We start from the raw sequence: 24,841 nt of genomic DNA, 5'->3' as shown, positions 1-24,841 counted from the left end.
ATATCTGGGCATCAGCGATCGTTAAAGATCCGGGTGATGGATGAGAATCTCGGCGGCATCCGTGTCGTGCGTGCCTTCGCCGCGCAGCCGCACGAGCTGGAAAAGTTCGACCGCGCCAAGCAGGACGCGCCTTGATCTCGCCAATGAGCGCGTTGACATCCGTGTCGGCAACACCAGCGCCATGAATTTCTCCGCCATGGGCCTGGTGCTCTGGTTCGGTGGCCAGAAACTGATCGCAGGTCAAATCAGCGTCGGCACGCTGGCCCTGTTGCTCACCTTCATGACCATTCTACAGATGCCGTGCGCTAGCTCGGATTGATGGTCAACTCGTTCGCGCGCGCCTCGACCTGCGGCACGCGGCTGTTCGAGTTGCTCGACGCCGAACTTGACATCGAGGACGCGGCGGGCGCCAGGGATCTCGTCGTCACCGACGGCGTGCTGCGCTTCGACAATGTCGGTTTCTGCTACGCGGGCTCGAGCGGCCGCCCGACGCTCTCCGGCATCCTTCGAGGCGAGCAATGCATCGCCGTCTAGGCAAGGCGAATGCTCCGGACTTCCCAGCCTTTCTTGCCTTGCCCGCATTCGACAAACACCTTCTGTCCCGCCACCAGCACGCTGAGCCCTGAGCGCGTCAGGGCGCTGGCATGAACGAAGACGTCCTTCTCACCGTTGTCAGGAGCAATGAAGCCGAAGCCCTTTTCGGGTTTGTACCACTTGACCGTGCCCCCGCTCTCCAGCTGCGCACCGGTTTCAACGAAGGTCCCTCCAGCGACGCGCGTATGTGACGGAGTTTTCGCGCGGAGATCGCCGATCTCCAGCACCTGCGCGACTTGATGACCTTTTGGACTTTTTTCGACCGTGATCTTGAGAGGCGTTCCCGCGGCAACATCCCGGGTTCCGGCCGCCTCTAACACTCGCACGTGCAGATAGGCCTCCGTGCCGTCCGACAGTTTGACGAAGCCAAAACCCTTGCTGACTGTGAACCACAATACCTCCGCATCGACAGGATCTGCCGTCACGGTCGGCGGGCGCTGAAAATAGCTTGGCTCGGAAGTCCGTTCCGAAAAGGAAACGGGGTCATCGTCATAGCGATGCCGGCGTGGCTCGCGATGGTCTCGATATTTGCCCATGATCATCTCGACTGGCATGGATGGCGCACTGCGCTACCGTCAAGATAATCTCAATCGGGCGACGCGTTTATGTCAAAAAGGCCGTGAAGACCGCAGCTGTGCCCGGCCTATCGGCCGAACCCTTTGAAACTAGATTCATTTCCCCTGAAACAATAGTGCCGCCGAGTCGATTTACTGACTCGCATAGGTTGTGTTGGAGTGAGAGTGCGATGATGCTGGCGCGGGCGCACTGGAAGGGCTTTATCAGGCATTCCGGAAAGCCTGCTCCGGGTTTCTTCAAAAGGAACCGAACGGCGGGTCGACGACCATTTGCGCCGGCTCCAGGCTACGGCGCAGGTCTGACCGTGCATGATCATCATCTCCAGCGTCACGCCCAGCGTCGACGCCAAGCCGTGGAGAACTATGCCGCGCTGTCGCCGACGAGAACAACGTCGCAATGTCGATCGACGAGCTTTGAATCGGCGCACTCAATGGGCCTCCTTCCCCAAGCACGGATGTCGCGTTGGCACTTTTTATGCAGCTGCGAAGAGCTAAAATCGCCACGACGGGTGGTGTTGACGCGCCGACAATTATCAGACAAAAACGGAATTCAATCGGTTCAGCGGCCTACGCGGCAGGGCTCTGCTCAACAACCTCGGGGACCATGGACGAACGCGCAAAAGGGATTAGGAAAGGCGGAGCTGGAGGCAAGGCCAACGACGTCAATGCGGACTTAATCGCCGTTGTGGTCGCCATGGACAGCAGCGCCCCCTGCGTTCTGACCATCCCGCAGGCAAACGCCCTGCCCTCGGGCCCGTTCGAGCTTGCTCACCGTTCGCTGCAGTCGGGCCTCAGGGGATGGGTGGAACAACAGACCGGCCAGCCGCTCGGCTATATCGAACAGCTCTACACCTTCGCCGATCGCGACAGGGTTGGCGCTGACGACCGCGTGGTCTCTATCAGCTATCTGGCGCTCACCCACCAAGACGAAGCTGGCGACCCGGCCGGGCGACACTGGGGAAGCTGGTACGACTATTTCCCGTGGGAGGATCACCGCTCCGGCACACCGGCGGTCGTGTTGGACGAATTGCGGCCGCGCCTGATGGAATGGGCGGATGGCACTGACGACAGTACGACACGCCTCGACCGACGACGGCGGGCGGCGATCGCCTTCGGCTTTGACGACCGCCATTGGAACGAGGAACTCGCGCTTCAACGTTATGAGCTGCTCTACGAAGCCGCCCTGGTGGAGGAAGCAATACGCGCCGGACATTCCGCTGCGCCCACCTGGGTCTCGGGCAGATCGATGATCGCCGATCATCGTCGCATCCTGGCGACCGGCATTGCGCGGCTGCGCTCCAAGATCAAATATCGGCCGGTCGTATTCGAACTGATGCCGCCGGTCTTCACGCTTTTGCAGCTGCAGCGCACCGTGGAGGCGCTTGCCGGCAGGCTCGTGCGTAAGCCGAACTTTCGCCGGCTGATCGAGCAGCAGGAGCTGGTCGAGGAGACCGGTGAGACAACCGCGGAAACCGGCGGCCGGCCGGCGCAACTTTATCGCTTCCGTCACGCCGTTCTCGACGAGAGGGTGATAGCCGGAACAAAATTGCCGCTCTCGCGGGCTTGACCCGCCTTGCGCCAGCAGCCCTGACGATGTCGCGGACGGCTTGGCCCTTGTGAGAACCGGGATTGTCGAGAATGACGATGGTCGCCCGGCTTCAGTGTTTTGTTGAGTTCGGTTTCGACATAGACGCGAAAGGCCTGCGTATTGATGGGTCCGTCAATGACCCAAGGCGGCGTGGGCCATCAGCCGCTTGCCGCGCACACCCCAGCCGCGCAACGGCGCCATGTTGGTCTTGACCCATGTTTCATCCAGGGAGACCAGGCGCGTAGGGTCAATGCGGGTCTGATAGCGCATCCATTGCGCACACCCGCGCATCAGCTTTGGCTTGAGCTGCTCGGCCGGCAGAACGGTTTTTTTGAAGCTCTTGCCCTCGCGGTGCAGGAAGCGACCGACGCTCGCAGGAGACCACGTTCAGCCAGTGCCGCCGTCAATTGATGAAGCGTCATGTTGGCATCTCGCTCAACCTCGCCCAGGACGAAAGCACGGTGCTCCCCGTCGATCAGATAGGGCCGATGACCACCCATCTTGCCGGGTGCCGCACTGCCACGGCGACGCTTGCGGCCTCGGGCGTTTCCTGGGCGAAGGCGGTGGCGATGAAAGCCGAGACGACGCCACAGACTGGGCTGGCGGATAGTAGTTCGCGAGTCAGCCACGGTAGCGGTCGTTACGAAGCGCGCAGCACTTTGTCATCGGTACATTCCGTCCCATGCCTGAAATGAGCAGTGCAGCCATGTCGCCTCCTCCGCAGTCACCGTGGCGAAAGCAATCCTTCCGCTGCCACACGGACCTAATGTCGCCTGGCACTAGCTTGCTTCAGCAAACCACTTAGCGCAATTCTCAGGAGCTACCGTGCCCGCACCGCAGGCGAGGTCCGGGGAGGCTTGCTCACTCAGTTTGCCATTCTGGAAAGTCGCGTTCTTGCCAACGCGCATATTCGAGATATTCTCTCGCAATCGCCTCTACAAGATCTTGTTGGAGCTCTTTGCGAAGGCACGGCATTTCGCTGATTGCCAAGCTGTGCTCTCTCGCAAAACGAATGGCGCAACGATATCCGTCAACGTCTTCCAAAGTGGGACGGACTGCATCTTCCTTCCACTGATCCGCAAGTTCCTGCAGCAACGAAGGTTGTCCTTCTCTTGTGACAAACATGTCTGTGACCCGACGCTTGGCTCTCTCCAGAAAGGCGTCCGAGTTGCCGAGCCGCACCGCCTTACATGCCACCGAAAAGCGCCATCCCAATGCTGACTTCGCGCCATTAAATTGAGAAGGGAGATCGAACCGCCTTCGAGGATGAGCCCCGGCTGGGAACTACGCTCATCCACTTGCATTATCAGCTTACGATGGGCGGTCTCGGCGTCGATTATGCCCGCGGTTAGCGGGCGCGAATCCAAGTAGATCCGCTGGGTAGATTGCAGTTCGGAATCCGAGGGACGCCCGCTGCCGGTGGCGATTTGAGGACAGCATTGTACACGATCCAGCGCAATGACCGGCCATCCGGTCTCTCGTGCAATTTGGATTGCCGCGTCTGTTTTGCCGCTGCAGGTCGGCCCGTAAATCAAATAGATTAGCATGTGTATGCCGCTTAGTTTATCGGAACTAACCGCCCCCCCAAGCACAAGATACTCGGTAGGCTTTCACCGGACTTGTCGCAAACATTTTGACAAGCGGCGATTATGCCCTGAAACGACGCCATTTTCGAACTTTGTGAAGTCCGAAAGGGCGCAAGCAGCCCGTTCTGGTCGTTCAGTCCAGTCACCAACGCCTCTGTTTGACGTTTGACGACGGTCCACTTTGCACATCTCATGCCGACTGTGACGCAACGCGGCACCGCAGGATGGTGACCTCGTTGTCTCCGGCAAAAGATCCTTGCGCGTCTTGGGTTAATCGAGGCGGCGGCGCACGGGCGCCTTATTGTCTCGGAACATGGCCAGGAAGGCGGCTGATCAACAAAAGTGGAAGACGGTGTCCCGACGACCTCACCGATTTGTGAGGCGACCGAGGATCTGCCCGACATCGTCGATCTCGTCCTCGAGGTGGGCCGTGTGCCGGCCGCGCCGCCAAAGCCTCCTCCCCTGCCGGTCCGGCTGGAAGCCTCGTCGAAACGGCACAGGAGTACACCAAAGCCGCCAGCGCCCAAACACACAGACCGCCGGCGGAAGGATTTGGCGCTTTTTGCGTGGCGTCCGCTCCGATTCCCCGGAAGGGCAGCTGGCTGCTGTTTTCTGGGCACTCGCTGCGCATCGCCGCTGCGCAACGCCGAACTGGACATCGAGCGGCTACGCGATGAACCGCATGGTCTGCCATTGTGAGGCTCTTGCTCGACACTAATAGCCTCTCCGAGGTGACGAGGCCGAGCCCTGACGCGCGCGTGCTGGAATGGATGACGGGCTCGATGAAGACCGCTCATTTATCAGGTTGTGTCGATCGCCGAGATCCGGCGCGGCGCTGCCCTCATAGACAAAGGTCGGAAACGTGACGCACTGGCCGGATGGCTCGCCCGGGACCTGCCGCAGCGCTTCGAGCCGAGAGTCCTGCCCGTGGACGAACTGGTTGCCCTGGCCTGGGGCGACCTGACGGGCCTCGCGAAGCGGCGTGGCCGCGGTCTGTCATCGATGGACGGGCTGATTGCAGCCACCGCGATTTCCTGACCCACCACATGGCGGGGATATTCATGCGCTGACGGCGAAACACCCAGATGTCCCGCACCTACCACGATCAATATGGAAACGCCTCGGTGGCAGCCACGAGGTCGATGTCATTGAAGATGAGATGAAATAGGCGGATCAGCTCTGCTTTTCGCATCCTTGACGCGCGCTTCATGACAGGCCTCGGCCAAGGGCGTCGAGTTTAGCTTCCGGTTGGATGCTTGCCCTCACCTGTGGCTATGCTTACGGCCATCCCGATCGAGAAAAGCATCGAACGCGGCAGCGACAGCGCGAATTACAAAGCGATGCTCCCGCCGTACGCGGACAAAACCGTTTTCGAAGTCCACTATCCCGTCCTCGGCCAGCATCGCCAAGCGTTCAGCTGAATCGAGAAGACGGATCGGATCAGATCCGTGGGCGGCACAGATTGCCTGCACATCGGCCTCGAGATCGCACATTAGTCGCTCGATAATTGCGGCTCGCACGCGGTCGTCGTCGGTGAGGCGATAGCCCTTTGACGTCGCCAGACGGCCAGCTGCGATGTGCTGGATGTAGGAATCCCGTGTAACTTCGTTTTGGACGTACCCCTCGCCGACGCGGCCGATAGCCGACGCGCCGAAACCGATCAGGGTTCTGCAGGTGGTGGCCGAGTAGCCCAGCGAGTTACGCCGCAGGCGACCCGTTTTCTGTGCCAGCGCGAGCTCGTCGTCCGGCAAGGCGAAATGGTCGAGCCCGATCTCGCGGTAGCCGGCGGCAATCAGCGTCGCGGCCACGGCCGCATACTGTTCGGCGCGGGCAGCGCTGCCCGGAAGAACTGCCTCCTCGATGAGGCGCTGATTCTTTACAAGCGACGGGATGTGCGCATAGCCGAACACCGCAAGCCGGTCGGGGCGCATTGCGACCGCCGCCCTCGCGGTCTCGACGCAGGACTGCACCGTTTGATGCGGGAGACCGAAGATGAGGTCGAAGTTGATGCGGCTTACTCCATGCCGGCGCAGCATTTCCACGGCAGCCGACGTCTGCGCCTCACTCTGAACCCGGTTGATTGCTTTTTGAACAATGGGATCGAAGCTCTGCACGCCGAGACTCACACGGTTCACGCCGGCTGCTCCTAAGGCCTCGGCCATCTCGGCCGTGAACGTGCGCGGATCAATCTCGACGGCAACCGTAGCTGTTTTCGTGAGAGCGAAGCGGCGTCGCAGGAACTCCATCAGAGCCAGGAACTCGGCTGGTCCTATGAGAGACGGCGTTCCGCCGCCGAAATGCATGTCGCTCACGGGCAGCGTCTGCGGCGCTCGCTCCGAGACCAAACGGATCTCGTCACGCAGGGCGGCCAGATAGTTGAGGATCGGCGCATCATGGCGGGTGATGGTGGTGGGGAAGCCACAATACCAGCAAGCTGATCGGCAGAACGGAACGTGGAAATAGAGCGACACCGGATCGTCAGCCGGCAGGTTCCTGAGCCATTCCTCATAAGCCTCGGCGCCGACCGCCCCAGAGAACTCCGACACAGTCGGATAGATAGTGTACCAAGGCAGGCCGGCCTCGCGATATTTTGTGGTCTGCAACAGTTACCGTCCCATGCTGATAACCACCAACCTTACCGCTGCGCTCGCCTGTGTCTTTGCGCTATGTCAGTCCGTTCCGCTTTGGTCTCGAAACTTGTATTTCTCAGCAATAGCGGCCGTTCAGTCTTGGCTGGACGGTCAGCGACTGGCCATGGCTGTTCCCGCCGCGACCCTCACGCGCACCGTTTGGTTCCACCATCCCTTCCCTTCAGCCTGCGCCTGGTCGAGTAGATTCTGCTGAGCGCGGCTGCCGCATCCAACGAGATAACACGGCGTTGGGACCAGACTTTGCTCGCCAGCTAGCGCAGCCCCATAGTGATCTCTGGCATCTCGATGAGCTCGTTGTGTGAATTGCTGGCAAGAAGCATTAGCTGTGGCGCGCCGTCTATCAGGACGAGAGGCTGCTCGACGCGACCGTCAGGTCGGCCGCAATGCCAAGGCCGGCGCGCCTACTGACTCCGTGGTGGAGGCAAGGCTGCGCGTTCAGCGCGTGATTACCGATCATCGCGCTCGCCAAAATGACGGCGTGGTACCGAGCGGTGCCGCCGCATGATGTCTCAACGTCGGGGCTCACAGCAAACAAAGCTGTCGCCATTGAACGAAACTGTCGCGAAGCGAACAGACGAACCGTAGCCGAAACGTTTGCCGTCGTGCTTGGGTTGATCCGCAAGGCAAAAAGGAAGGAAGAGCGAACCAAGGTCCGCCGGCACACTTGAGCTTCAAGCCGCAGCTGCGTCGTCAGGATGGCACGTCATTTGCAGTAGAAGCCTTTGTGACGGCCGCCCACAACTAGCGGAGATGACGGGGATGATTTGTACAGAAATGTTGGATGGCGTCGTTTCGGCGATTATTATATTTGTAATAACAATCGCATATTTGTAACAATAACACCCAATCATATTCTCAATTTCTGATGAATATCTGGCGTGACGAGCGCACCAAAACTGCTCAAATTCAACTCAATGCGCATCGTTATCGACTGTTTCCTTAGCAAGAGTTCATCACTGACGTCCATTCCTTTTACTCTTTGAACGGAGATCAACAATGAACATTAGGAGCCTCCTCCTCGGCTCAACTGCGGCACTGATTGCCGTTTCCGACGCTCGCGCCGTGACCGCCGTTGCCGAGCCTGACCCGACTGAGTACGTTAAAGTCTGCGACGTCTACGGCTCGGGCTACGTCTACATTTCAGGCACTGAGACCTGCGTGCGCATCGGCGGCTATGTCCGTTACGACGTCGGCTTGGGCCATGTCGGATTGGTTGATCACGCCAGAACCTCGGATGTGAGGACTGGTGAGCATCAGGGCACATGGCAAAACAACACGCGCTTCACATTGAAAACTTGGACCGGCCAGGAGACCGAACTCGGCACGTTGAAGACCTACACCGAAACCCGCATGAACTTCGGCAACCGCCACACTTCGGTTTCGGACAGTTCTCGGTCCTATGCCTTCAACGGAGACAGCACCTTGACTTTTGCCTGGATTCAGCTTGGTGGCCTCCGAGTTGGTAAGGACTGGTCGGCCTTCGACATGTTTATTGGCGGCGCGGGTGACGTACTCAACCAGACGCCGGTTCCGTACGGCGCTTTCGATACCAATGTGGTTCAGTACTACTTCGACGCCGGGAACGGCTTTTCGGCCGTGGTTTCGCTCGAAGAAGGCTCGGGCGTGGTCGGCACAATCGACAGCTACGCACCGCACGTAGTCGGCGGCTTGAAATACACACATGGCTGGGGCGCGATCACCGGCGTTGCCGCTTATGATAGCAACTACGAATCGGTGGCCGCCAAGGTCCGTGTCGACATCAATGTCACCAACGAACTGTTGCTGTTCGGAATGCTCGGCTACGGTTCCAACGGCAAGCTCAACGACGACTCCACGAACGCCATCGACGCTCATGGTCGCGGCTTCTATAAGAGTTGGGGCGGGAACTGGGCTTTCTGGGCTGGCGCCACTTACAAGCTCAACGAGACAACTTCGTTCAACCTTCAGCTCTCCGGTGATCAGCTCAAGAACCATAGTGTCGCTGCAAACGTCGCCTATGCGTTTCTTCCAGATTTCACAGTTACGGCGGAACTCGACTATGGCCGCTACGGCAACTTCGCCGTCGGCAAGGTGGACGCTTCCAACGTGAACTGGACCCACGCCAACAAGAAGAGCAGTGTCGGCGGAATCCTGCGTTTCGAACGCTCATTCTAACGGATGAAAGGGAGCTGAGGCAGGCATCGCATGTACTTGTCGTCGGCGGATCGGACTCCAGTGGGGGTGCCGGAATCGCGCGCGATATCGAGACGCTCTCCTCCATGGGCGTGCGCAGCTGCCTTGCCGTCACTGCGGTGACGGTGCAAACACACGACAGCGTCACGGACATCCTTCATCTGCAACCCGGTCTGGTGGCCGATCAGATGCGTGCAGCGATCTCGCGGGCGTCGCGGCGTAGTGAGCGCGGGCGCGGCCGTGATGATCGTGGCGGGAGGGAGAGGTAAGGAGCGTCTTTCCTTTGAGAATTCGCGTTTACGGGTACCCACGATGCACAACGGGCGAGTTTTTCAAAGAGGCGCGTCCTCCTTCGAAGCGCTTCGGAGGGCCAGGCTCCAGGCTCGCCCCGAGCCCCTGCGTAGCCTGCGGGGGAGCTGGGTCTCGGCCCATCCGGGTAACGATCCTTCGCGCGGCTATGGAAACGATCGCATTTGCCGATTATCGCATAAAAAACTTGTTATCGCACGGCTTAAAAAACTTGCAACTCCACAGCATCATTGACTTGTCGCCTATCAGCGCTATATACTTGTAATCGCACAGCTCTAAAAAAGTTGCAAAGGCACGGCCATGGCCAAGCCCCATGAAAAGCTCGCTGTATCACTGGCCGTCCTCAAAGAGCTGCAGGAGGGTGGGCGGCGCATATTCAAATCAGATGAGCTGACCCGCGTCCACCGGGAGCGGCTGCTGCAGAACGGGTTCCTGCGCGATGTTATCAAAGGCTGGCTCATGTCGACCGGCCCGCAGGCACGGCAGCAAGACACCACCCCTTGGTACGCGAGCTTCTGGGAGTTCTGCTCCCTTTACTGCAATGACCGGTTCGGCAAGGACTGGTTCCTCTCACCGGAGCAGTCGCTGCTTCTGCACGCGGAAGCGCCCACTATTCCGCCTCAGGTGGTGGTGAACGCCCCCAAAGGCACGAATAACAAAATCGACCTGCTGTTCGGCACTTCGCTCTATGACCTCAAGGTCAAGGAGATGCCGGCCGAACTGACAGAGAAAAACGGCCAGCGCGTGTTCACTGTCGAGGCCGCCCTTACCCGGGTGCCGGAAGCGTTCTTCCAGCGCGCCCCTATCGAGATGCAGATCGCCATGGCGTCGGTGCGCGACGTATCAACCGTTCTGGCCCTGCTGCTTGATGGCGGCCATTCCGCCGTGGCGGGACGGCTTGCGGGGGCCTTCCGTCGCGTAGGACGCGACTCCTTTGCCGATGAAATCGTGGCCGCCTTCAAAGCCGCCGGCTATGACGTGCGCGAATCCGATCCGTTCGCGGGACAAATTGGAGTGACAACTATTGCGGCGGGCGTACCGCCGTTGGTCGCCCGCCTGCGCGCGATCTGGCAATCGCAGCGCGAAGCCATCATCGAGATATTCCCGAAGGCACCCGGACTGCCGTCCGACAAAGACGCCTATATGAAGTTCGTCGAGGATATCTACGAAAGCGACGCCTACCATTCGCTGTCGATAGAAGGGTACAGCGTCACCCCGGAACTCATCGACCGGGTGCGCGAGGGGAGCTGGAATCCGGAGATTGATGAAGAGGACCGCAAGAACCGAGATGCGCTTGCCGCGCGTGGCTACTACCTCGCATTCCAGAAGGTCAAAGACTCTGTTGCCGCGATCATCAACGGCAAGCCAGCCGGCGCGTTGACGCGGGACACTCACCGGGAGTGGTACCGGGAGCTGTTCGCGCCGTCAGTGACCGCCGGCATCCTCAAAGCCGGCGCGCTTGCGGGATATCGCAATCACCCTGTGTACCTGCGCGGCTCGCAGCACGTGCCGCCGCGTACCGAAGCGGTGGCCGATGGTATGAATGAGCTGTTCGATCTGCTGGAGGCGGAGAAGGAGGCCTCCGTGCGTGCCGTGCTGGGGCATTGGCTTGTGGGCTATGTGCACCCCTATCCGGACGGCAACGGACGAATGGCGCGGTTCCTCATGAACGCGATGCTGGCTTCAGGCGGTTACCTCTGGACAGTCGTCAGAGTCGATGACCGGAAGGCCTACCTCGCAGGGCTGGAGGAGGCGAGCGGCAATATGAATGTGAAAACGTTCGCCGCCTTTCTCGCCGAACGGGTGAAGTGGTCTATGGAGAAGGCGGCGTGAGGTCGGTGGTGTGCCATGTTTAACTTGCTTGTCTCGGGCCACGGCGAGTGGTGGGAAACGCCGCCGTTCACGACAACCATTGACCGGTTCAAGGAATCTAGCGGCGCCGAGGCCGAGGCTATCGACCTCGCGCCCTGAAACATTGCGCCGGCTGGAGGAAATCCCGGCGCTTTTGATGTACGAAGTCGGGGCGGGAGGCCCGCACGCGCGCGTGGTCCGGCACAGCCGCATACGCAATGTCGTTCGGCGCGGACACGAACTGGCCTTCACCTTCGAGCCCGATCCGAAACATGCCTTTCTGGACCGGTCAGCGGTGTTGAGAATTGCGGACCGGCTGGGCATTCAACAGTTCGAACAGCACCGTACGCACTGGGCGATCAAGGATGGTGACATTCCGGCCGAGCTGATTGCCACCAGCACCGCTGAACGGGCGCAGCGCACCGTTGCTGTGGTTGCGGCAGAATATGTAGAAGCGCGCCGCGAGGGACGAAGGAGAGAAGCTGCCGAACTGGCCGAAGAACTGGAGGATTTTCCTCCCTCGCTGGAGAAAGCACTGCCGCTCGTGCCGGCGCGTATCCTTCAGCAGCCGACACCCGAATTATACCCGATCCTTGGGATAGAGCCCCGCACGCCCGAAGGCCGCAACGCCGTCGTGGCCGTCGTCGCAAGGGATCACAATGGGGAGGACTTGCCTGCCGACTGGTCTTATTCGCTGGCGTGGTTCCTGGACCTTTACGGCAGCGCGACGGAAGCGGGGCCCCTTGACGGCGCGCTGGCCGAATGCGCAACGCATATGATCGCGCTCGGCACTGGCGAGGGAGAAGCCGCCGCCCCGGTTGAAGATATCGGCTACGCACTCTGGCGCTGTTCGCGAAGCCCGAAACTTATCGGCGATCTGCGCCGGGAAATTGCGGTCCTGACTGATCGCCTCGTGGGCCGCCAGGAGGGTGGGGGCTACTGGAATGAAACTAGAGAAGGGGTTCCCCGGCCCGGCCTGCGCGCCACGGCCCTTGCGACAGTCGCCCTTCAGCGGCTTGGCGATGACCGCTACCACGACGCAATTCGGAAAGCCGTGTCATGGCTGATCACACAAGTTATTCCTGACACGGGCGCGCTTCCGCGCGACGCGGGCGACGACGATCCCGAGGTCATCGCCACGACACTCGCGATGGAGGCTATTCGCCGGTCTGATTTTGTCGATCACGTGCCCCACGTGCTGGCGGCTGGAGATGCCTGGCTGGTCTCCGGTCAGACCGTGCTGGGAGGCTGGCAGACAGAGCCGTGGGCAGAGGATTTTGTCGCGGCCTTGGTGCTTGAATATCTTGCGCGCCAAAACGAGATGCTGCCGCAGGTCGATGGCTTTCTCCTGATGGCGCGCGACTTCTTCCGCAAGCCAGAAGAGCTGCAGCTGGAAGGCGGCGCCAATAATCGGCGGCTTGCTGCAATAGCGACCGTGCATGCTGTGGAAATGTTCCTTTATGGGCTGTTTGAGCGGCGGGAAGATTTGGCGCTGTCAGCCTTCCGCGAAAACGGCACTGAGACGCTCGGCCCCCGGGAAGCGCTCGGCGCTCTGCAGGCTGCGTTGCAACGGATCGGGGTGCTGCACGCGCCGCAACGGCTGTCCCACCGCGACAATCTGAGTGCGTTGGTCGGGCGGCGTGACGGGATCATCCATCGCGCTCACGAAATTAGCGAAGCGGAACTCAGAGACGGGATGAAGCATGCCCGGCGCTTTATTGAAAAGTATGCCCGGTCGCTGCTCGACTTGAACCTGTTGCAGTGAATGTACGTGATTGAGAGGGATGATGAAAAGAAGCGATATTCCAAAGGATGTTATGGCGGTTATTCCGCAAGGCCGCGGAAGAATATGGGGGCAGCGATGCCCCGGCGACATGGCCCCGGATGTGCTGATGACCGGACGTTACCAGTTCGGCAGCAACGAGCGCCGATGGCGACGACATTCTCGGCGATGCCTACGAATATCTGATGCGCCATTTCGCGACTGAGAGCGGAAAGAGCAAAGGCCAGTTCTACACCCCCGCCGAAGTCAGCCGCATCATGGCGCAGATCATCGGCATTCGGTCCGCCAAGACCAGCGGCGATACCACCGTCTACGACCCGACCTGCGGATCGGGATCGCTGCTGCTGAAAGTGGCCGACGAGGCCGGGATCAATGTCACGCTGTACGGGCAGGAGAAGGATTCGGCCACCAGCGATCTCGCGCGCATGAACATGATCCTGCACAACACACCCACCGCGATGATCATGCAGGGCAACACCCTCACCGATCCCAAATTCCGCGACGGCGATGCGCTCAAGACCTTTGATTACGTCGTCGCCAATCCGCCCTTCAGCGACAAGCGCTGGAGCACCGGGCTTGACCCGCTTCATGATGAGCATGATCGCTTTAAGTCGTTCGGCGTACCGCCCGCCAAGCAGGGCGATTACGCCTACCTGCTACACATCGTCCGGTCTCTGAAGAGCGCCGGTAAGGGCGCCTGCATTCTGCCGCAGGCGTTCTCTTCCGCGGCAACGCCGAAGCCGAACTCCGGCGCAACCTTGTGCGCAAGGGATACATCATCCACACCTACAAATTCAGCGAGGCGGTGGAGGACGAAGTCGTTCTCGACCTCGTTTATGAAGCACGGGATATCGACCAGCGCCTGGGTTCAGAGGACAAATTGATCAGTGGTTCGATGCCAAAACCAAGGCCCTGAATGACTGGCAAAGGGATGAGCTGAAAAAGAAATGGGGCACGATGTAAAACGTGCTCAGCTCGCGATCCCGCATGGATCGTGTCGTCAGCGACATCGTCTTCGATTTCAGCGTGAAGCCCCGCCTGTCAAGCGAACGCGGCAACGCAATTCCCGTGGCCTCCAGCATCTACGAAGCCTGCAAGTACTTCGAGCTTTTTCAAAAGACCCCATTCCGCAACAAGTGCGCCCTGATCAAATCGTACAATCCGAATGCGCAGGACATCACAAAGGAAGAGACGGGCGCCAACACCGTTACCGACCGGCAGGTCATTTACAACACCTACACCGAGTTGCTGAAGGGCGTTGAGGCCAAGGGCGGTTTGTCCAAAACCGAGGTGTACGAGGAGGCGGCCAAGGCTCTTTTCACCAAGGAGCCGGCGAACATGAAGCTGCTGGTGGTCGTCGACAAGCTGCTCACAGCTTTCGATGCGCCACCCCTGCACCTATGTCTACATAGACACGTCTATGCAGGACCACGGCCTGTGCCAAGCGATTTGCCGGACCAATCGGCTTGACGGCGAGGACAAGGATTTCGGTTGTATCGTCGCCTACAAGGGCCTGTTCAAGAAGGTTGAGAATGCGATCGCGGTCTATACGTCGGAACTTGATCATTCCGACGACGGGTCGGCTCCGGATGTGCTGCTCAAGGACCGTCTGAAAAAAGGAAAAGAACGTCTCGATCAAGCCCTGGAACGCATTGTCCTGCTTTGCGAGCGTGTGGAGCCGCCGAAAGGAGAACTGGAATACATCCACTTCTCCTGCGGCAACACCGAAATCGCGTCAGACCTTAAAGAGCGCGAACCTCAGCGCGCGGCCCTGTACAAGGCAACCGCAGGGCTGCTGCGGGCGTATGCTAATATCGCGGATGAATGGATGCCGCAGGCTACAACAACGCCCACGTTGCCCGCATCAAGAAACAGGTCGAGCATTACCTGAATGCGCGGGACACTGTGCGTCTGGCCAGCAACGAAAGCCTCGATCTGAAGGCCTACGAGGCTGATATGCGGCACTTGATCGACACATATTTCAAAGCCGATGAGCCCCGCAAAATCTCACCATTCGACGGCATGAGCCTCCTTGAGCTCAGCTCGTTTGGGAGGACGTGCTGGACGATAGGGTCACCATTCCCCGCAAAATCAAGCAGTCCAGCGAGCGTAAAATCCAGGATCAAGCTGACCGCACATGGAATCTTCTCGCTACGCTTTACTACAAGGGGACAGGCCGTATCCCTTGGCGCCGGAAGAAGATCGGATTGAAAGGCAACCTTCTTTGTCATCTTTGCATCACGGTCGCTCGAGATTGACCGCCGCAAACCGGGAGCACGAGCGGGCCGGGCAAACGTTGCAACAGATCCTTCAAGGAAATTCATTGACTCTTAGCAACTCCGGTTCGCTGTGAATGGTAGGCTTATTGCAGCGTCTGAGGTCAGTGGGTCCAAACCGTGGCGCCGCTTATTCTCCGACCCGCCGAACTGCGTGCAATTTCGGCTAAAGGCAATGGCAAGAAGAGCGCCCATCTTGTTTGTTCGACACAGCCATATCGGCTCAAACAGTATCTTCACGGCCACCGACATTGTCCGGTCCGTGGACAATCAACCATATAATTTGGTTCGAAAGCCGCAACATCTGTGGATAACGCGAAATAACAAATTCAGTAGGACGAGTGCCCAGGCTTTCCAAGTGGCTTGGTCCTGACCATTGCTGACACTGGTCAGTCGCCTACGGACGGCAGCGCATTTAGATCGCCTTCGAATCCTAGGTCTTTGCGCGCACGCGGACCTAACTGTCTGCCAGCTAGCGGAGATTCTGGGTCTGCGTCGTGAGCACGTTGTACGACACGTCCGGCTACTGGCCAGAGCCGACTTTCTTTACTGCAACGAACAACGCCCGTGGTGCTCGTACCATCTCAAAGCAGCAGGTAAGGACGGCGGGCTGGTTCAGTTGTTGGTTGATCTCCTGCCCCACGGCGATGACTATCACAAACGAGACCTTCAACGGCTCGAAGCGACACAAGACGCGCCGTCGAAGGGGATCGCATGCTTGACCGTGAAATAGATCCAATTGGAGCGCGAAACCACCATGGACAACTCCGCCGACGGCGCCATCGCGCCGCCCGACACTTGCGGACGGTCTCGCTTGGCGGCCTCTGGCCCACGCGCTTGTGGACCGAGGTTATGACCTGGTCACCGGGGGCACTGACAATCACATGCTGATCCTTGATCTTCGCGATCGACCACTATCAGGCAAGGCCTATGCCGAGCGGTTAGCGAAGGCAGGCATCATTGCGAACTTTAATATGGTGCCGGGGGACCCGCGCCATCCTGAGGTCACAAGCGGAATTCGCCTGCGGGCGCCAGCAGTGACGTCAATGGGCTTGCGCGATGTGGAAACCGTGCAAATTGCTGGCTTCATGGACTCCGTCCTCCGGCGAGCCAGAAGACGAAGATCTCCATGCCTGCTTGCGAAGAGACGTTGCCGACCTGTGCGCTGCGTTCGAGGTCCCGGGCCTCACCGACAGGTAAGGTGGGCTAAGCAAAATGCCCCATACAACTCCAACACCCGAAGCGAGGCATTTCATGGCTAGGCAGTTCGTGTTCTCTTCCGAATCGGTTGGCGCGGGACACCCGGATAAGTTGGCCGACAACATCTCGGATGCCATCCTCGATGCCATCCTCCGCACCGATCCCAAGGCGCGCGTCGCCTGTGAAGCGTTGGTAAAATCAGGGATAGTCGTTCTGGCTGGCGAGATTACCAGCGATGCGCGGGTGGATTATAGCCAAGTTGCGCGCGATACGATTCTCGATATTGGATACGACGATGAGGCCGTCGGCTTTGACGGCCGGCGTTGCTCCGTCGTTCATGCACTCACCGAGCAATCGCCCGACATTAGCCAGGGCGTTGACGAGGGACGAGGGCAGGACCTCCAGCAGGGAGCGGGAGATCAGGGCCTCATGTTCGGCTACGCATGCCGCGAAACCGATACCTTGATGCCTTTGCCGATCCAGCTCGCTCATCGCTTGACGAAACGACAGGCAGATGTCCGGAAAGCACGACAGCTTGGCTGGTTGCGTCCTGACATGAAATCCCAAGTCTCAGTGCGCTATGAGGGGTTGCGCCCGGTCGCCCTGGATACCATCGTCGTATCGACCCAACATGACGAGCAGGTCTCGCAAGAGACGGTCCGCGAGGGCGTCATTGAGGAAATCATAAAGCCTGTCCTGCCGACCCACCTGGAGACGGAAGGCATCAGAATTCTGGTCAACCCGACGGGGAGGTTCGTAGTCGGCGGGCCGCGCGGCGACTGCGGTCTCACTGGACGCAAGATCATCGTCGATTCGTATGGTGGGATGGGTCGTCACGGCGGCGGCGCTTTTTCGGGCAAGGACCCGTCCAAGGTTGACCGCTCAGCTGCCTATGCGGCCCGGTATGTCGCAAAGAATATCGTCGCTAGCGGACTTGCGGACGTCTGCGAGGTGCAGCTTGCTTACGCAATCGGCGTGGCCAGTCCGGTTTCTGTCATGGTCAACACGTTCGGGACAGCGAGGGTTGAGGAAAGAAGGATCGAGCGCCTCATTCTTGAGTTGTTTGATCTCAGACCGAAGGGCATTATCAAGATGCTTGATCTCTTACGCCCTATATACCGCAAGACCGCGACCTATGGCCATTTCGGCCGTGAAGAGCCTGACTTCACCTGGGAGAAGACAGACAGGGCCGACGAATTGCGTCGCGAGGCAGGACTTGCCGCCCCGTGAGGGGCTGGCGCTGAACGGATTGGCAAGCGGAAAGGCCATTCCCACTGGCCAGACCCGCCCGCGGCCGGCATGCCAGAAAGCCGGTGGGTTTTTTGGCGGAGACATGAATTGATGCCGGACTATGACGTGCTTTGTATCGGAAATGCCATCGTCGACATCATCGCCCAGTGCGACGAGGCGTTCCTGGAGACGAACGGCATCATCAAGGGCGCAATGAATTTGATCGACACGAGGCGCGCCGAACTGCTCTACAGCCGCATGGGTCCGGCCATCGAAGCCTCGGGCGGCAGCGCCGGCAACACGGCGGCGGGCGTGGCCAGCTTCGGCGGCCGCGCCGCCTTCTTCGGCAAGGTCTCTAACGACGCGCTCGGCGAAATCTACGCGCATGACATCCATGCCCAGGGTGTCGCCTTCGACACCAGGCCGCTTAACGGCGAACCTCCGACGGCGCGCTCGATGATCTTCGTCACGCCGGACGGCGAGCGCTCGATGAACACCTATCTCGGCGCCTGCGTCGAGCTCGGCCCGGAAGACGTCGAGGCCGACAAGGCGTCGGGCGCCGCGGTCACCTATTTCGAGGGCTATCTGTGGGACCCGCCGCGCGCCAAGGAGGCGATCAGGCAGACGGCTAAGCTCGCCCACGCCGCCGGGCGCGAAGTGTCGATGACATTGTCGGACTCGTTCTGCGTCGACCGCTACCGCGACGAGTTCCTCGATCTGATGCGCTCCGGCACCGTCGACATCGTCTTTGCCAACAGCCACGAGATCAAGTCGCTCTACCAGACCGCGTCTTTCGACGAGGCGCTGGCGCTTATCCGCAAGGATTGCAAGATCGCCGCCGTCACCCGTTCGGAAAAGGGCTCGGTCATCGTGCGCGGCGACGAGACGGTCACCATCGAAGCCACCAGGATCCGCGAGCTGGTCGACACGACAGGCGCCGGCGACCTCTACGCCGCCGGCTTCCTCTACGGCTACACGCAAGGCCGCAGCCTGAAGCAGTGCGGCGATCTCGGCTCGCTGGCGGCCGGGCTGGTCATCCAGCAGATCGGCCCAAGGCCAAGGCAGAATCTGCGCCGAGAGGCCGAGCAGGCGGTATTGCTGTAGGTGGGGAGCCAAGAACCAGCTGCCCACCCTTCTTAATCCAGCCCGAGCCTTTTCTTCAGTTCCGCATTCTCCTTGCGGAGACGATCGGCAAGCAGGCTCTTTAGCCGCTTGTTTTCTTCCTCGAGCGCGACGAGATCCTTCAGCCCGTCACTGTCCGCCGCCGGCGCCGCCGCCTTCTTCCAAAGATAATATGTCTGTTCCGAGATGCCGGCTTGCTTCACCGCACTCTTGAGAGTAGCGCCGCCGCCGATCGAGGTCTCGATCTGCGCCAGCTTCTGGGCACGATCCTTCGCGGAGTAGCTCTTTCGGCCTGTTCGCGCTGACGGCGGTGCTTCAGTGGCCGCGGATATCGGCTTGGCGCCGTTCTTGCGGGCAGGCGAGCTCGCCTCAGCTTCTGGCTTCCTCGACCGCCGCGCTCTCGCCTTCGGTTTTGGCGTTTCCGTTTTGTCTGCCGGTTCGCTAACTACTGCTGACCCGGTTTCCAGGGGATTGGCCATGAAATGCTCCACTCGCGGTTCGTGCAACGGTTCAGCATCAAGGACCACTACAGTAGAGTCAACAAGCTGACGATTTAACGGCTCGACTTCCTTTGTTGTCTCGGCCATCGCCGCGGCGATGTCGAAATTGCCCCAGATGGAACGTGCGGATTTTTGATAATTGCGCTTTTGTTTGACTTCCACGGTGAATGGTCGCGTCTGCCGCCTCATAGTTCCTTCCTGAATAGGAGAATGAAGTCGCCGCTCGAATTTTTGGCGCTTCCTGCTTAGCGCGGAGCATTATCGTATAGCCGCTCAACGGGCAAGTGAGGCCGGTCTTCGATGGCTGACCCATCTGGGGGATTTGAGCGGCTTCGCGCGTCCTGCGCATGCCTGTAAGGCCGCCAAGTTTTCTGGGTTAGCAGGCGCGCACTGTGGCAGCTTGGCTTGTACGGCGAGGCCATGGTTGAGTGAGGCGAAATAAATCCAGCCCCGCGGTCAATCCCGAGGCTTCCCACAATGGCGAAGAGAACATCTTCACTCGTTCCTTTTGAGCACAAGACCTTCCGTTCGCTATGGTCGACTGCACTCATTTCGAACCTTGGCACCCCAGTGGAAGGTGCGGCGGCAGCTTGGCTGATGACGAGCATCGCAGCAGTAATTTTTGATCGCCCATTCGTGCTGTGTACCAGCCCTGTGTCTTGCGCAAGTGGTCACGAACGGCTGCCGGAGCCTCGAAGACGCCCTAAAAACACATGCTGCGATTTTTGAACACGCTTGACGTGTTGATTAATTCATCCACAATGCGTGTGTTGAACACGCGAGGTGAGTTATGAACATGAAAGAGCTTAGGGTTCGACTGGGCATGACTCAAAAAGATTTGGCAGAGCAGATGGCAACGACGCAACAGACTGTGGCCCGTTGGGAAACAGGCAAAACGCAGTTGAACGTCGAGCAGATCAAGGACCTTTGTCTCACGTTGAAATGCACGGTCGAGGAGCTGCTGGGCTGGAAGATTGATGTCGAGGAGTGGCGCACGAGCCCGTTTGCAATTGCCGATGCCGAAACGCGATACGGCACGCTCAGAATCAAGACGACTATTGGCAGCCGCCAATATCCTATCGATGAAAAGGCGCGTGAATCGATTTTACGTCAGTTGAAGGAACTTCATAATCTGCGTAGAAATAACACAAGCAGGCCATGGCTGTATTGTTGGAGCCTTGACAACAAAATACTCTTGATAAATCCGCAATATGTCCGCACCATTGAGCTTATCGGTGACGATGTAGAGGAGATGCCAGAGTATTATCATCCAGAAATCTATCGGGCTTTGGATGACTGGGATAAAGGTGAGGTTTCAGGAAAGCTGAAGAAAGAATGCGATGCCATCATCGCAGAGATGGGTGATCAGGAAGCCGTGCGCATGGCCTCCTATGTTCGCGTCACATATGACGACGGAGAAGATGAGTGGAACTTCTTGGATGAAGAAACCGCTACGACTTTCTTCGGATTGGAAGCTGCGACCTTTGACGTTCCCCAGTGTAGTTTCGCCGAAGTGGAGGAAGAAGGTTACTACCGAGCGCGATACGCCAACCTTGATCGCGTCGCGGTGATGGAGGTTCCAAGCGACCGTTATCACAGATTGACCGCGCCCGAGGAAGCTTAGAACCATCCGCGAAGGGCGCATGTTACATCTCGACCTTGCGTGGTGCGTTTTCAGTACGAGATGACGTTAAGCGTAGGTAGTGGCAGGTAAGAGTGCTCGACCAGAAGCTCAACTGCCTCCTCAATATCGCTGCCGATGTGCCGCAGGACACGTCCACGGGAGCGTGGATAGGCGTGAAGTTCCTGCACTCCACGGTCCGCTCTCCCATCGCCGGTGTGTGCCCGACGCCATCTTGTGGACGAGCTTGGCCGCCTGCACCCGGTTGTATTCCGGCTTGCGGTCCGCCTGGGCGGTCCGCCGCGATGGCTATCTCCATGTCAATCGGCGCCGAACTTTGACTGCCCGCTGCTTTTGATGAATTTGGCGAGGTCCCGCGCATAATCACTCTTGGTCTTCTCCTTGAGGCCCTGTGTCGCGAACTTGTGGTCCAGCAGGGCAAACAGGTCCAAGTCCCCCTCCCGTGGCGCTGGCTTGCCCTCACCGCCCTCGGCTTCCAATTGGGGAACCGCTTCTGCGCGCTGCACCGTGGCGATTGTCCGCCCAAGACGCATTACAAGATCGAACGCCAAACCGTGCGCGTGCACGACGATTTGCCGCTCAGGCCTCATTTGGACAGGACTTGAGCTGGCCCGGTGGTTTGAGCCGGGTTACCTTGAGCCGGTGGGCTGCGAACAAGCAGTTCGAGACATTGGCCTCGATCACTTCGCAACAGGCCGCTGCGCCGGGCCTCGGGGTGCTCCCCCCGAAATCGTTGTGTCGTATCACCGAGGGCATCACGGCCAACAGTTTCCACATGGGCAACAGCCTCGCCATTGAGCCGGATGTGGTCGCGAGCAGATCACCAACGAAGCGGTCGGAAGCTCGGAGCCGAAGTTCGACGCCGAGGTGGCGTTCGCATGATGCGGGAAGCAGCACCACGGCGCTTGCCGGTAGTTTGCCGCCGGCAGCCGACGAACTCCTATCCTCCTGGACCGCTGTGCGTTATTGCTTTGATTTACCGGCCGCTCAAGGCTTCCACAGTTTTCGCTTTCGAGGCGACCTTTGGAACATGCCAACGGAAATTTAACATAACGACATAAACATTTCTTTATGCGGCGTTGACAAAGAAGCGAACTGCTGTAATTGTCTCCCGCGTCGTGGTTCTCCGTACGGCGCTGCCGCAGCGGAGCTAAGAGGGAAGCCGGTGCGATGCCGGCGCTGCCCCCGCAACTGTTAGCGGCGAGCCAACCCCACTCATGTCACTGAGGCGAATAGCCTTGGGAAGACGGGTAGAGGCTATGACCCCGCGAGCCAGGAGACCTGCCACGGCGAATTACGTCCACGGGCGGGGTGTCTCGGTGGCCGCTGCAGCCTGGCGTTCGTGCCGGCCTGCTAGCGCCTTCCTTGTCACCGACGCCCCAACCATCGGGGTCTGGCATGACTGTCTCTCAGCAAATTCCTGTAGCAACGCTCGGCGTGCCCCGCTTCGGTCGTCGGCGAGAACTGAAATTCGCGCTTGAAAGCTACTGGTCCGGAAAATCGTCCGCTGCCGACCTTCTCACGACCGCGAAGGCGCTCCGTGCCGCTAGCTGGGAGGAGCAGCACGATCGCGGCGTGTCGAAAATCCCGTCGAACGACTTCTCGCTCTACGACCATGTGCTCGACACCGCAGCCATGGTCGGCGCCGTTCCATCCCGTTACGGCTGGAATAGCGGCGAGGTTCCACTTGACATCTACGTCGCAATGGCGCGCGGCAACCAAGGTCAGACGGAGGATTGTGGGCACGGTGGTCACCAGCATGCGGCTCATCGGCCTGGCGTAACCGCGATGGAAATGACCAAGTGGTTTGACACCAACTATCACTACATTGTGCCGGAACTCAACGATGATCAGACGTTCGCACTCTCGTCGACGAAACCGGTCGATTACTTCATCGAGGCTAAAGCTCTCGGCGTTCACACACGCCCCGTCATCCTTGGACCGATCACCTTCCTCAAGCTGGCGAAATCGCCTGCCGAAGGATTCGATCCCATCGCGCTCCTGCCGCGGCTGCTGCCCGTCTACGAGCAACTCCTGCAGAGGCTGAAGCTGTCTGGAGCCGACTGGGTGCAGATCGATGAGCCAGCGCTTGTCCTCGATCTGAACCCGAACGAACGAGCTGCGTTCGAATTCGCCTATGGCCAGCTGTCGAAAGCCGCGCCCGAGCTGAAGATCATGCTGGCTACCTATTTCGGGCCGCTGGGAGACAATCTCGAAACCGCGGTTTCTCTGCCTCTGGCCGGGCTGCATATTGATCTCGTGCGCGCTCCCGAGCAGCTGGAAACGGTGGGTCGGCTCGCACCGAAGGATCTGGTGCTCTCGCTTGGCTTGATCGATGGCCGCAACGTCTGGCGTGCGAACCTGCCCGCCATTCTCGACCGCATCAAACCGATCGTCGCCGGCTGGCCCTTGGACCGCGTCGAGATCGCGCCTTCTTGCTCGATGCTGCATGTGCCGATCGACCTCCGCATGGAGACGGAACTCGACGCGGACATCAGGTCGTGGCTCGCCTTCGCGGCCCAGAAGACCGACGAGTTGGTGTTGCTTGCCCGGGCCCTGTCCCAAGGCAGGGATGCGGTGGCAGGCGCGTTGAAAGCGTCTGCCGAGGCTGCCGCCACTCGCGTGACATCCACGAAGATCCATGACCCGCTGGTTGAGGGGCGGATCGCCAGCATTGACGACAGCATGAAGCGACGAGAGAGCGCTTTTGCCGAGCGCTCCAGAGTCCAGGCCGGCACGCTCGGGCTGCCGCCGTTCCCGACGACGACCATCGGGTCCTTCCCGCAGACGCCGCAGGTACGCAGGGCGCGGGCCGCTCATGCGAAGGACCAGCTGAGCTATGTCGACTACGAGACCTTCCTGAAGAAGGAGATCGAGGCTGCAATTCGCTGGCAGGAAGAGATCGGGCTGGACGTGCTGGTGCACGGTGAGTTCGAACGAAACGACATGGTACAGCATTTCGGCGAGCAGCTGTCCGGCTTCGCCTTCACTCAGCATGCCTGGGTGCAGAGCTATGGGTCGCGTTACGTGCGCCCCCCCATCATCTTCGGCGACGTATGGAGGCCCAATCCGATGACGCTGCGCTGGTGGCAATTCGCCCAGTCGCTTACGGAAAACCCTGTGAAGGGAATGCTCACAGGCCCAGTGACCATTCTCAACTGGTCTTTTGTTCGCGACGACGTACCCCGCTCCGAGGCATGCCGCCAGATCGCGCTTGCGATCCGCGACGAAGTGACGGATCTCGAATGGTCCGGCGCAAGGATGATCCAGATCGATGAGGCCGCGTTTCGTGAAGGATTGCCACTGCGCAAGTCTGACTGGAAAGACTATCTCGACTGGGCTGTCGAATGCTTCCGGATCGCCTCAACGGGTGTAAAGGACGCGACTCAAATCCATACCCACATGTGCTATTCGGAGTTCAACGAGATCATCGACGCGATCGCTGAAATGGATGCGGATGTCATTTCGATTGAGACGTCGCGCTCGAAAATGGAACTGCTGGACGCCTTCACGAGCTCCAAATATCCGAATGAAATCGGGCCCGGAGTCTACGACATTCACTCACCACGGGTCCCGGAAGTCGGCGAGATTTCGGATCTCGTCATGCTTGCCCGCGAGCGACTGTCCGATGCCCAACTGTGGGTAAACCCGGACTGTGGCCTCAAAACACGCAAATGGGAGGAGGTCCGCCCTGCCCTCATGAACATGGTTGCTGCAGCACGCGCGCTCCGGGAGAAAGTGTAGGCCGGAAGGTTTCCTGGT

Annotated in this window: 20 protein-coding genes, 7 pseudogenes and 1 riboswitch; of the genes and pseudogenes, 19 read left to right on the top strand and 8 right to left on the bottom strand. The window is 59.5% G+C overall.

The window, feature by feature from the left end:
• Positions 1 to 18 precede the first annotated feature (18 nt).
• Positions 19 to 504: pseudogene (locus tag NKJ55_RS27690) on the top strand (ABC transporter transmembrane domain-containing protein); the annotation flags it as partial.
• A 26-nt stretch (positions 505 to 530) separates the two neighbouring features.
• On the opposite strand, the gene NKJ55_RS27685 reads toward NKJ55_RS27690, so the two are convergent.
• A complete protein-coding gene (locus NKJ55_RS27685) occupies positions 531 to 1,148 on the bottom strand; it encodes a cold-shock protein (RefSeq protein WP_352452635.1) in 618 nt (205 codons plus the stop codon).
• A gap of 261 nt (positions 1,149 to 1,409) precedes the next feature.
• Positions 1,410 to 1,626, bottom strand: a pseudogene (locus NKJ55_RS27680) (3-methyl-2-oxobutanoate hydroxymethyltransferase); the annotation flags it as partial.
• A 147-nt stretch (positions 1,627 to 1,773) separates the two neighbouring features.
• Here NKJ55_RS27680 and NKJ55_RS27675 point away from each other — a divergent pair.
• The gene (locus NKJ55_RS27675; protein WP_352452634.1) at positions 1,774 to 2,736 is read left to right on the top strand and encodes an NUDIX hydrolase; all 963 of its coding nucleotides are present in this window, start codon (positions 1,774 to 1,776) and stop codon (positions 2,734 to 2,736) included.
• Positions 2,737 to 2,889: 153 nt separating this feature from the next.
• Here NKJ55_RS27675 and NKJ55_RS27670 read toward each other — a convergent pair whose 3' ends face one another.
• Positions 2,890 to 3,027: a hypothetical protein gene (locus NKJ55_RS27670; protein WP_352452633.1), complete on the bottom strand. Its 138-nt coding sequence runs from the start codon at positions 3,025 to 3,027 to the stop codon at positions 2,890 to 2,892.
• A 140-nt stretch (positions 3,028 to 3,167) separates the two neighbouring features.
• Here NKJ55_RS27670 and NKJ55_RS27665 point away from each other — a divergent pair, with 140 nt between their 5' ends.
• Positions 3,168 to 3,452, top strand: coding sequence for a hypothetical protein (locus NKJ55_RS27665; RefSeq protein ID WP_352452632.1), 285 nt, complete (start codon positions 3,168 to 3,170; stop codon positions 3,450 to 3,452).
• Positions 3,453 to 3,618: 166 nt separating this feature from the next.
• Here the strand turns inward: NKJ55_RS27665 and NKJ55_RS27660 are convergent, their stop codons facing one another.
• Positions 3,619 to 3,939 carry an isopentenyl transferase family protein gene (locus tag NKJ55_RS27660; RefSeq protein ID WP_352452645.1) on the bottom strand — a complete coding sequence of 107 codons (321 nt, stop codon included), beginning with the start codon at positions 3,937 to 3,939 and terminating at the stop codon, positions 3,619 to 3,621.
• Positions 3,940 to 4,031: 92 nt separating this feature from the next.
• A pseudogene (locus NKJ55_RS27655) lies at positions 4,032 to 4,304 on the bottom strand (isopentenyl transferase family protein); the annotation flags it as partial.
• Between the two features lie 734 nt (positions 4,305 to 5,038).
• Here NKJ55_RS27655 and NKJ55_RS27650 point away from each other — a divergent pair.
• Positions 5,039 to 5,378: pseudogene (locus NKJ55_RS27650) on the top strand (PIN domain-containing protein); the annotation flags it as partial.
• Between the two features lie 227 nt (positions 5,379 to 5,605).
• On the opposite strand, the gene hemN reads toward NKJ55_RS27650, so the two are convergent.
• Positions 5,606 to 6,946 (bottom strand): oxygen-independent coproporphyrinogen III oxidase, encoded by a 1,341-nt coding sequence (hemN, locus tag NKJ55_RS27645; RefSeq protein ID WP_352452631.1) that lies wholly within the window; start codon positions 6,944 to 6,946, stop codon positions 5,606 to 5,608.
• Positions 6,947 to 7,990: 1,044 nt separating this feature from the next.
• Between hemN and NKJ55_RS27640 the strand changes: the two genes are divergently transcribed.
• From NKJ55_RS27640 to NKJ55_RS27585, 12 genes and pseudogenes are all read left to right on the top strand, one after another.
• A complete protein-coding gene (locus NKJ55_RS27640) occupies positions 7,991 to 9,148 on the top strand; it encodes a porin (RefSeq protein ID WP_352452630.1) in 1,158 nt (385 codons plus the stop codon).
• A gap of 14 nt (positions 9,149 to 9,162) precedes the next feature.
• Positions 9,163 to 9,372 (top strand): annotated as a pseudogene (locus tag NKJ55_RS27635) (bifunctional hydroxymethylpyrimidine kinase/phosphomethylpyrimidine kinase); the annotation flags it as partial.
• Between the two features lie 403 nt (positions 9,373 to 9,775).
• Positions 9,776 to 11,308: a Fic family protein gene (locus NKJ55_RS27630; RefSeq protein ID WP_352452629.1), complete on the top strand. Its 1,533-nt coding sequence runs from the start codon at positions 9,776 to 9,778 to the stop codon at positions 11,306 to 11,308.
• A 15-nt stretch (positions 11,309 to 11,323) separates the two neighbouring features.
• Positions 11,324 to 11,446 (top strand): hypothetical protein, encoded by a 123-nt coding sequence (locus NKJ55_RS27625; RefSeq protein WP_352452628.1) that lies wholly within the window; start codon positions 11,324 to 11,326, stop codon positions 11,444 to 11,446.
• Positions 11,447 to 11,483: 37 nt separating this feature from the next.
• Complete coding sequence (locus tag NKJ55_RS27620; RefSeq protein WP_352452627.1) at positions 11,484 to 13,091, top strand: prenyltransferase/squalene oxidase repeat-containing protein; 1,608 nt, start codon at positions 11,484 to 11,486, stop codon at positions 13,089 to 13,091.
• A 203-nt stretch (positions 13,092 to 13,294) separates the two neighbouring features.
• A pseudogene (locus NKJ55_RS27615) lies at positions 13,295 to 13,765 on the top strand (HsdM family class I SAM-dependent methyltransferase); the annotation flags it as partial.
• A 104-nt stretch (positions 13,766 to 13,869) separates the two neighbouring features.
• The gene (locus NKJ55_RS27610) at positions 13,870 to 14,025 is read left to right on the top strand and encodes a hypothetical protein (RefSeq protein ID WP_352452626.1); all 156 of its coding nucleotides are present in this window, start codon (positions 13,870 to 13,872) and stop codon (positions 14,023 to 14,025) included.
• Between the two features lie 71 nt (positions 14,026 to 14,096).
• A complete protein-coding gene (locus NKJ55_RS27605; protein WP_352452625.1) occupies positions 14,097 to 14,579 on the top strand; it encodes a type I restriction enzyme subunit R domain-containing protein in 483 nt (160 codons plus the stop codon).
• Entirely contained in the window at positions 14,491 to 15,000 is a 510-nt protein-coding gene (locus tag NKJ55_RS27600) for a type I restriction enzyme subunit R domain-containing protein (RefSeq protein ID WP_502904518.1), read from the top strand. The genes NKJ55_RS27605 and NKJ55_RS27600 overlap by 89 nt, the downstream gene beginning before the upstream one ends.
• Before the next feature lie 1,203 nt (positions 15,001 to 16,203).
• Positions 16,204 to 16,585 (top strand): annotated as a pseudogene (glyA, locus tag NKJ55_RS27595) (serine hydroxymethyltransferase); the annotation flags it as partial.
• Between the two features lie 54 nt (positions 16,586 to 16,639).
• Positions 16,640 to 17,815 carry a methionine adenosyltransferase gene (gene metK / locus NKJ55_RS27590; RefSeq protein ID WP_352452623.1) on the top strand — a complete coding sequence of 392 codons (1,176 nt, stop codon included), beginning with the start codon at positions 16,640 to 16,642 and terminating at the stop codon, positions 17,813 to 17,815.
• A gap of 111 nt (positions 17,816 to 17,926) precedes the next feature.
• Positions 17,927 to 18,919: an adenosine kinase gene (locus NKJ55_RS27585; protein ID WP_352452622.1), complete on the top strand. Its 993-nt coding sequence runs from the start codon at positions 17,927 to 17,929 to the stop codon at positions 18,917 to 18,919.
• A gap of 32 nt (positions 18,920 to 18,951) precedes the next feature.
• Here the strand turns inward: NKJ55_RS27585 and NKJ55_RS27580 are convergent, their stop codons facing one another.
• Positions 18,952 to 19,626 (bottom strand): transposase, encoded by a 675-nt coding sequence (locus tag NKJ55_RS27580; protein WP_352452621.1) that lies wholly within the window; start codon positions 19,624 to 19,626, stop codon positions 18,952 to 18,954.
• 288 nt (positions 19,627 to 19,914) lie between these two features.
• Between NKJ55_RS27580 and NKJ55_RS27575 the strand changes: the two genes are divergently transcribed.
• Complete coding sequence (locus tag NKJ55_RS27575; protein ID WP_352452620.1) at positions 19,915 to 20,166, top strand: MFS transporter; 252 nt, start codon at positions 19,915 to 19,917, stop codon at positions 20,164 to 20,166.
• A 61-nt stretch (positions 20,167 to 20,227) separates the two neighbouring features.
• On the top strand, positions 20,228 to 21,061 hold the full coding sequence (locus NKJ55_RS27570) for a helix-turn-helix transcriptional regulator (RefSeq protein WP_352452619.1): 834 nt from the start codon (positions 20,228 to 20,230) through the stop codon (positions 21,059 to 21,061).
• A gap of 317 nt (positions 21,062 to 21,378) precedes the next feature.
• On the opposite strand, the gene NKJ55_RS27565 is transcribed toward NKJ55_RS27570, so the two are convergent.
• A complete protein-coding gene (locus NKJ55_RS27565) occupies positions 21,379 to 21,630 on the bottom strand; it encodes a hypothetical protein (protein WP_352452647.1) in 252 nt (83 codons plus the stop codon).
• Positions 21,631 to 22,181: 551 nt separating this feature from the next.
• Positions 22,182 to 22,382: riboswitch (cobalamin riboswitch) on the top strand.
• A 95-nt stretch (positions 22,383 to 22,477) separates the two neighbouring features.
• Here NKJ55_RS27565 and metE point away from each other — a divergent pair.
• A complete protein-coding gene (gene metE / locus NKJ55_RS27560) occupies positions 22,478 to 24,823 on the top strand; it encodes a 5-methyltetrahydropteroyltriglutamate--homocysteine S-methyltransferase (RefSeq protein WP_352452618.1) in 2,346 nt (781 codons plus the stop codon).
• Positions 24,824 to 24,841 lie beyond the last annotated feature (18 nt).

This window comes from Mesorhizobium sp. M0106 (assembly GCF_040322715.1).
In the GTDB taxonomy this organism is placed as follows: domain Bacteria; phylum Pseudomonadota; class Alphaproteobacteria; order Rhizobiales; family Rhizobiaceae; genus Mesorhizobium.
This window is presented reverse-complemented; position numbering and strand designations above follow the sequence as displayed.

Excerpts from the sequence above, each read along its gene's own strand:
- NKJ55_RS27585 (WP_352452622.1), top strand. The coding sequence starts at position 17,927 with ATGCCGGACTATGACGTGCTTTGTATCGGAAATGCCATCGTCGACATC.
- NKJ55_RS27605 (WP_352452625.1), top strand. The coding sequence starts at position 14,097 with ATGGATCGTGTCGTCAGCGACATCGTCTTCGATTTCAGCGTGAAGCCC.
- NKJ55_RS27575 (WP_352452620.1), top strand. The coding sequence starts at position 19,915 with ATGGCGAAGAGAACATCTTCACTCGTTCCTTTTGAGCACAAGACCTTC.
- NKJ55_RS27625 (WP_352452628.1), top strand. The coding sequence starts at position 11,324 with ATGTTTAACTTGCTTGTCTCGGGCCACGGCGAGTGGTGGGAAACGCCG.
- NKJ55_RS27600 (WP_502904518.1), top strand. The coding sequence starts at position 14,491 with ATGCGCCACCCCTGCACCTATGTCTACATAGACACGTCTATGCAGGAC.
- NKJ55_RS27580 (WP_352452621.1), bottom strand. The coding sequence starts at position 19,626 with ATGAGGCGGCAGACGCGACCATTCACCGTGGAAGTCAAACAAAAGCGC.
- metE (WP_352452618.1), top strand. The coding sequence starts at position 22,478 with ATGACTGTCTCTCAGCAAATTCCTGTAGCAACGCTCGGCGTGCCCCGC.
- NKJ55_RS27685 (WP_352452635.1), bottom strand. The coding sequence starts at position 1,148 with ATGCCAGTCGAGATGATCATGGGCAAATATCGAGACCATCGCGAGCCA.
- metK (WP_352452623.1), top strand. The coding sequence starts at position 16,640 with ATGGCTAGGCAGTTCGTGTTCTCTTCCGAATCGGTTGGCGCGGGACAC.
- NKJ55_RS27620 (WP_352452627.1), top strand. The coding sequence starts at position 11,484 with ATGTACGAAGTCGGGGCGGGAGGCCCGCACGCGCGCGTGGTCCGGCAC.
- NKJ55_RS27670 (WP_352452633.1), bottom strand. The coding sequence starts at position 3,027 with ATGCGCTATCAGACCCGCATTGACCCTACGCGCCTGGTCTCCCTGGAT.
- NKJ55_RS27665 (WP_352452632.1), top strand. The coding sequence starts at position 3,168 with ATGAAGCGTCATGTTGGCATCTCGCTCAACCTCGCCCAGGACGAAAGC.
- NKJ55_RS27675 (WP_352452634.1), top strand. The coding sequence starts at position 1,774 with ATGGACGAACGCGCAAAAGGGATTAGGAAAGGCGGAGCTGGAGGCAAG.
- NKJ55_RS27630 (WP_352452629.1), top strand. The coding sequence starts at position 9,776 with ATGGCCAAGCCCCATGAAAAGCTCGCTGTATCACTGGCCGTCCTCAAA.
- NKJ55_RS27570 (WP_352452619.1), top strand. The coding sequence starts at position 20,228 with ATGAACATGAAAGAGCTTAGGGTTCGACTGGGCATGACTCAAAAAGAT.
- NKJ55_RS27640 (WP_352452630.1), top strand. The coding sequence starts at position 7,991 with ATGAACATTAGGAGCCTCCTCCTCGGCTCAACTGCGGCACTGATTGCC.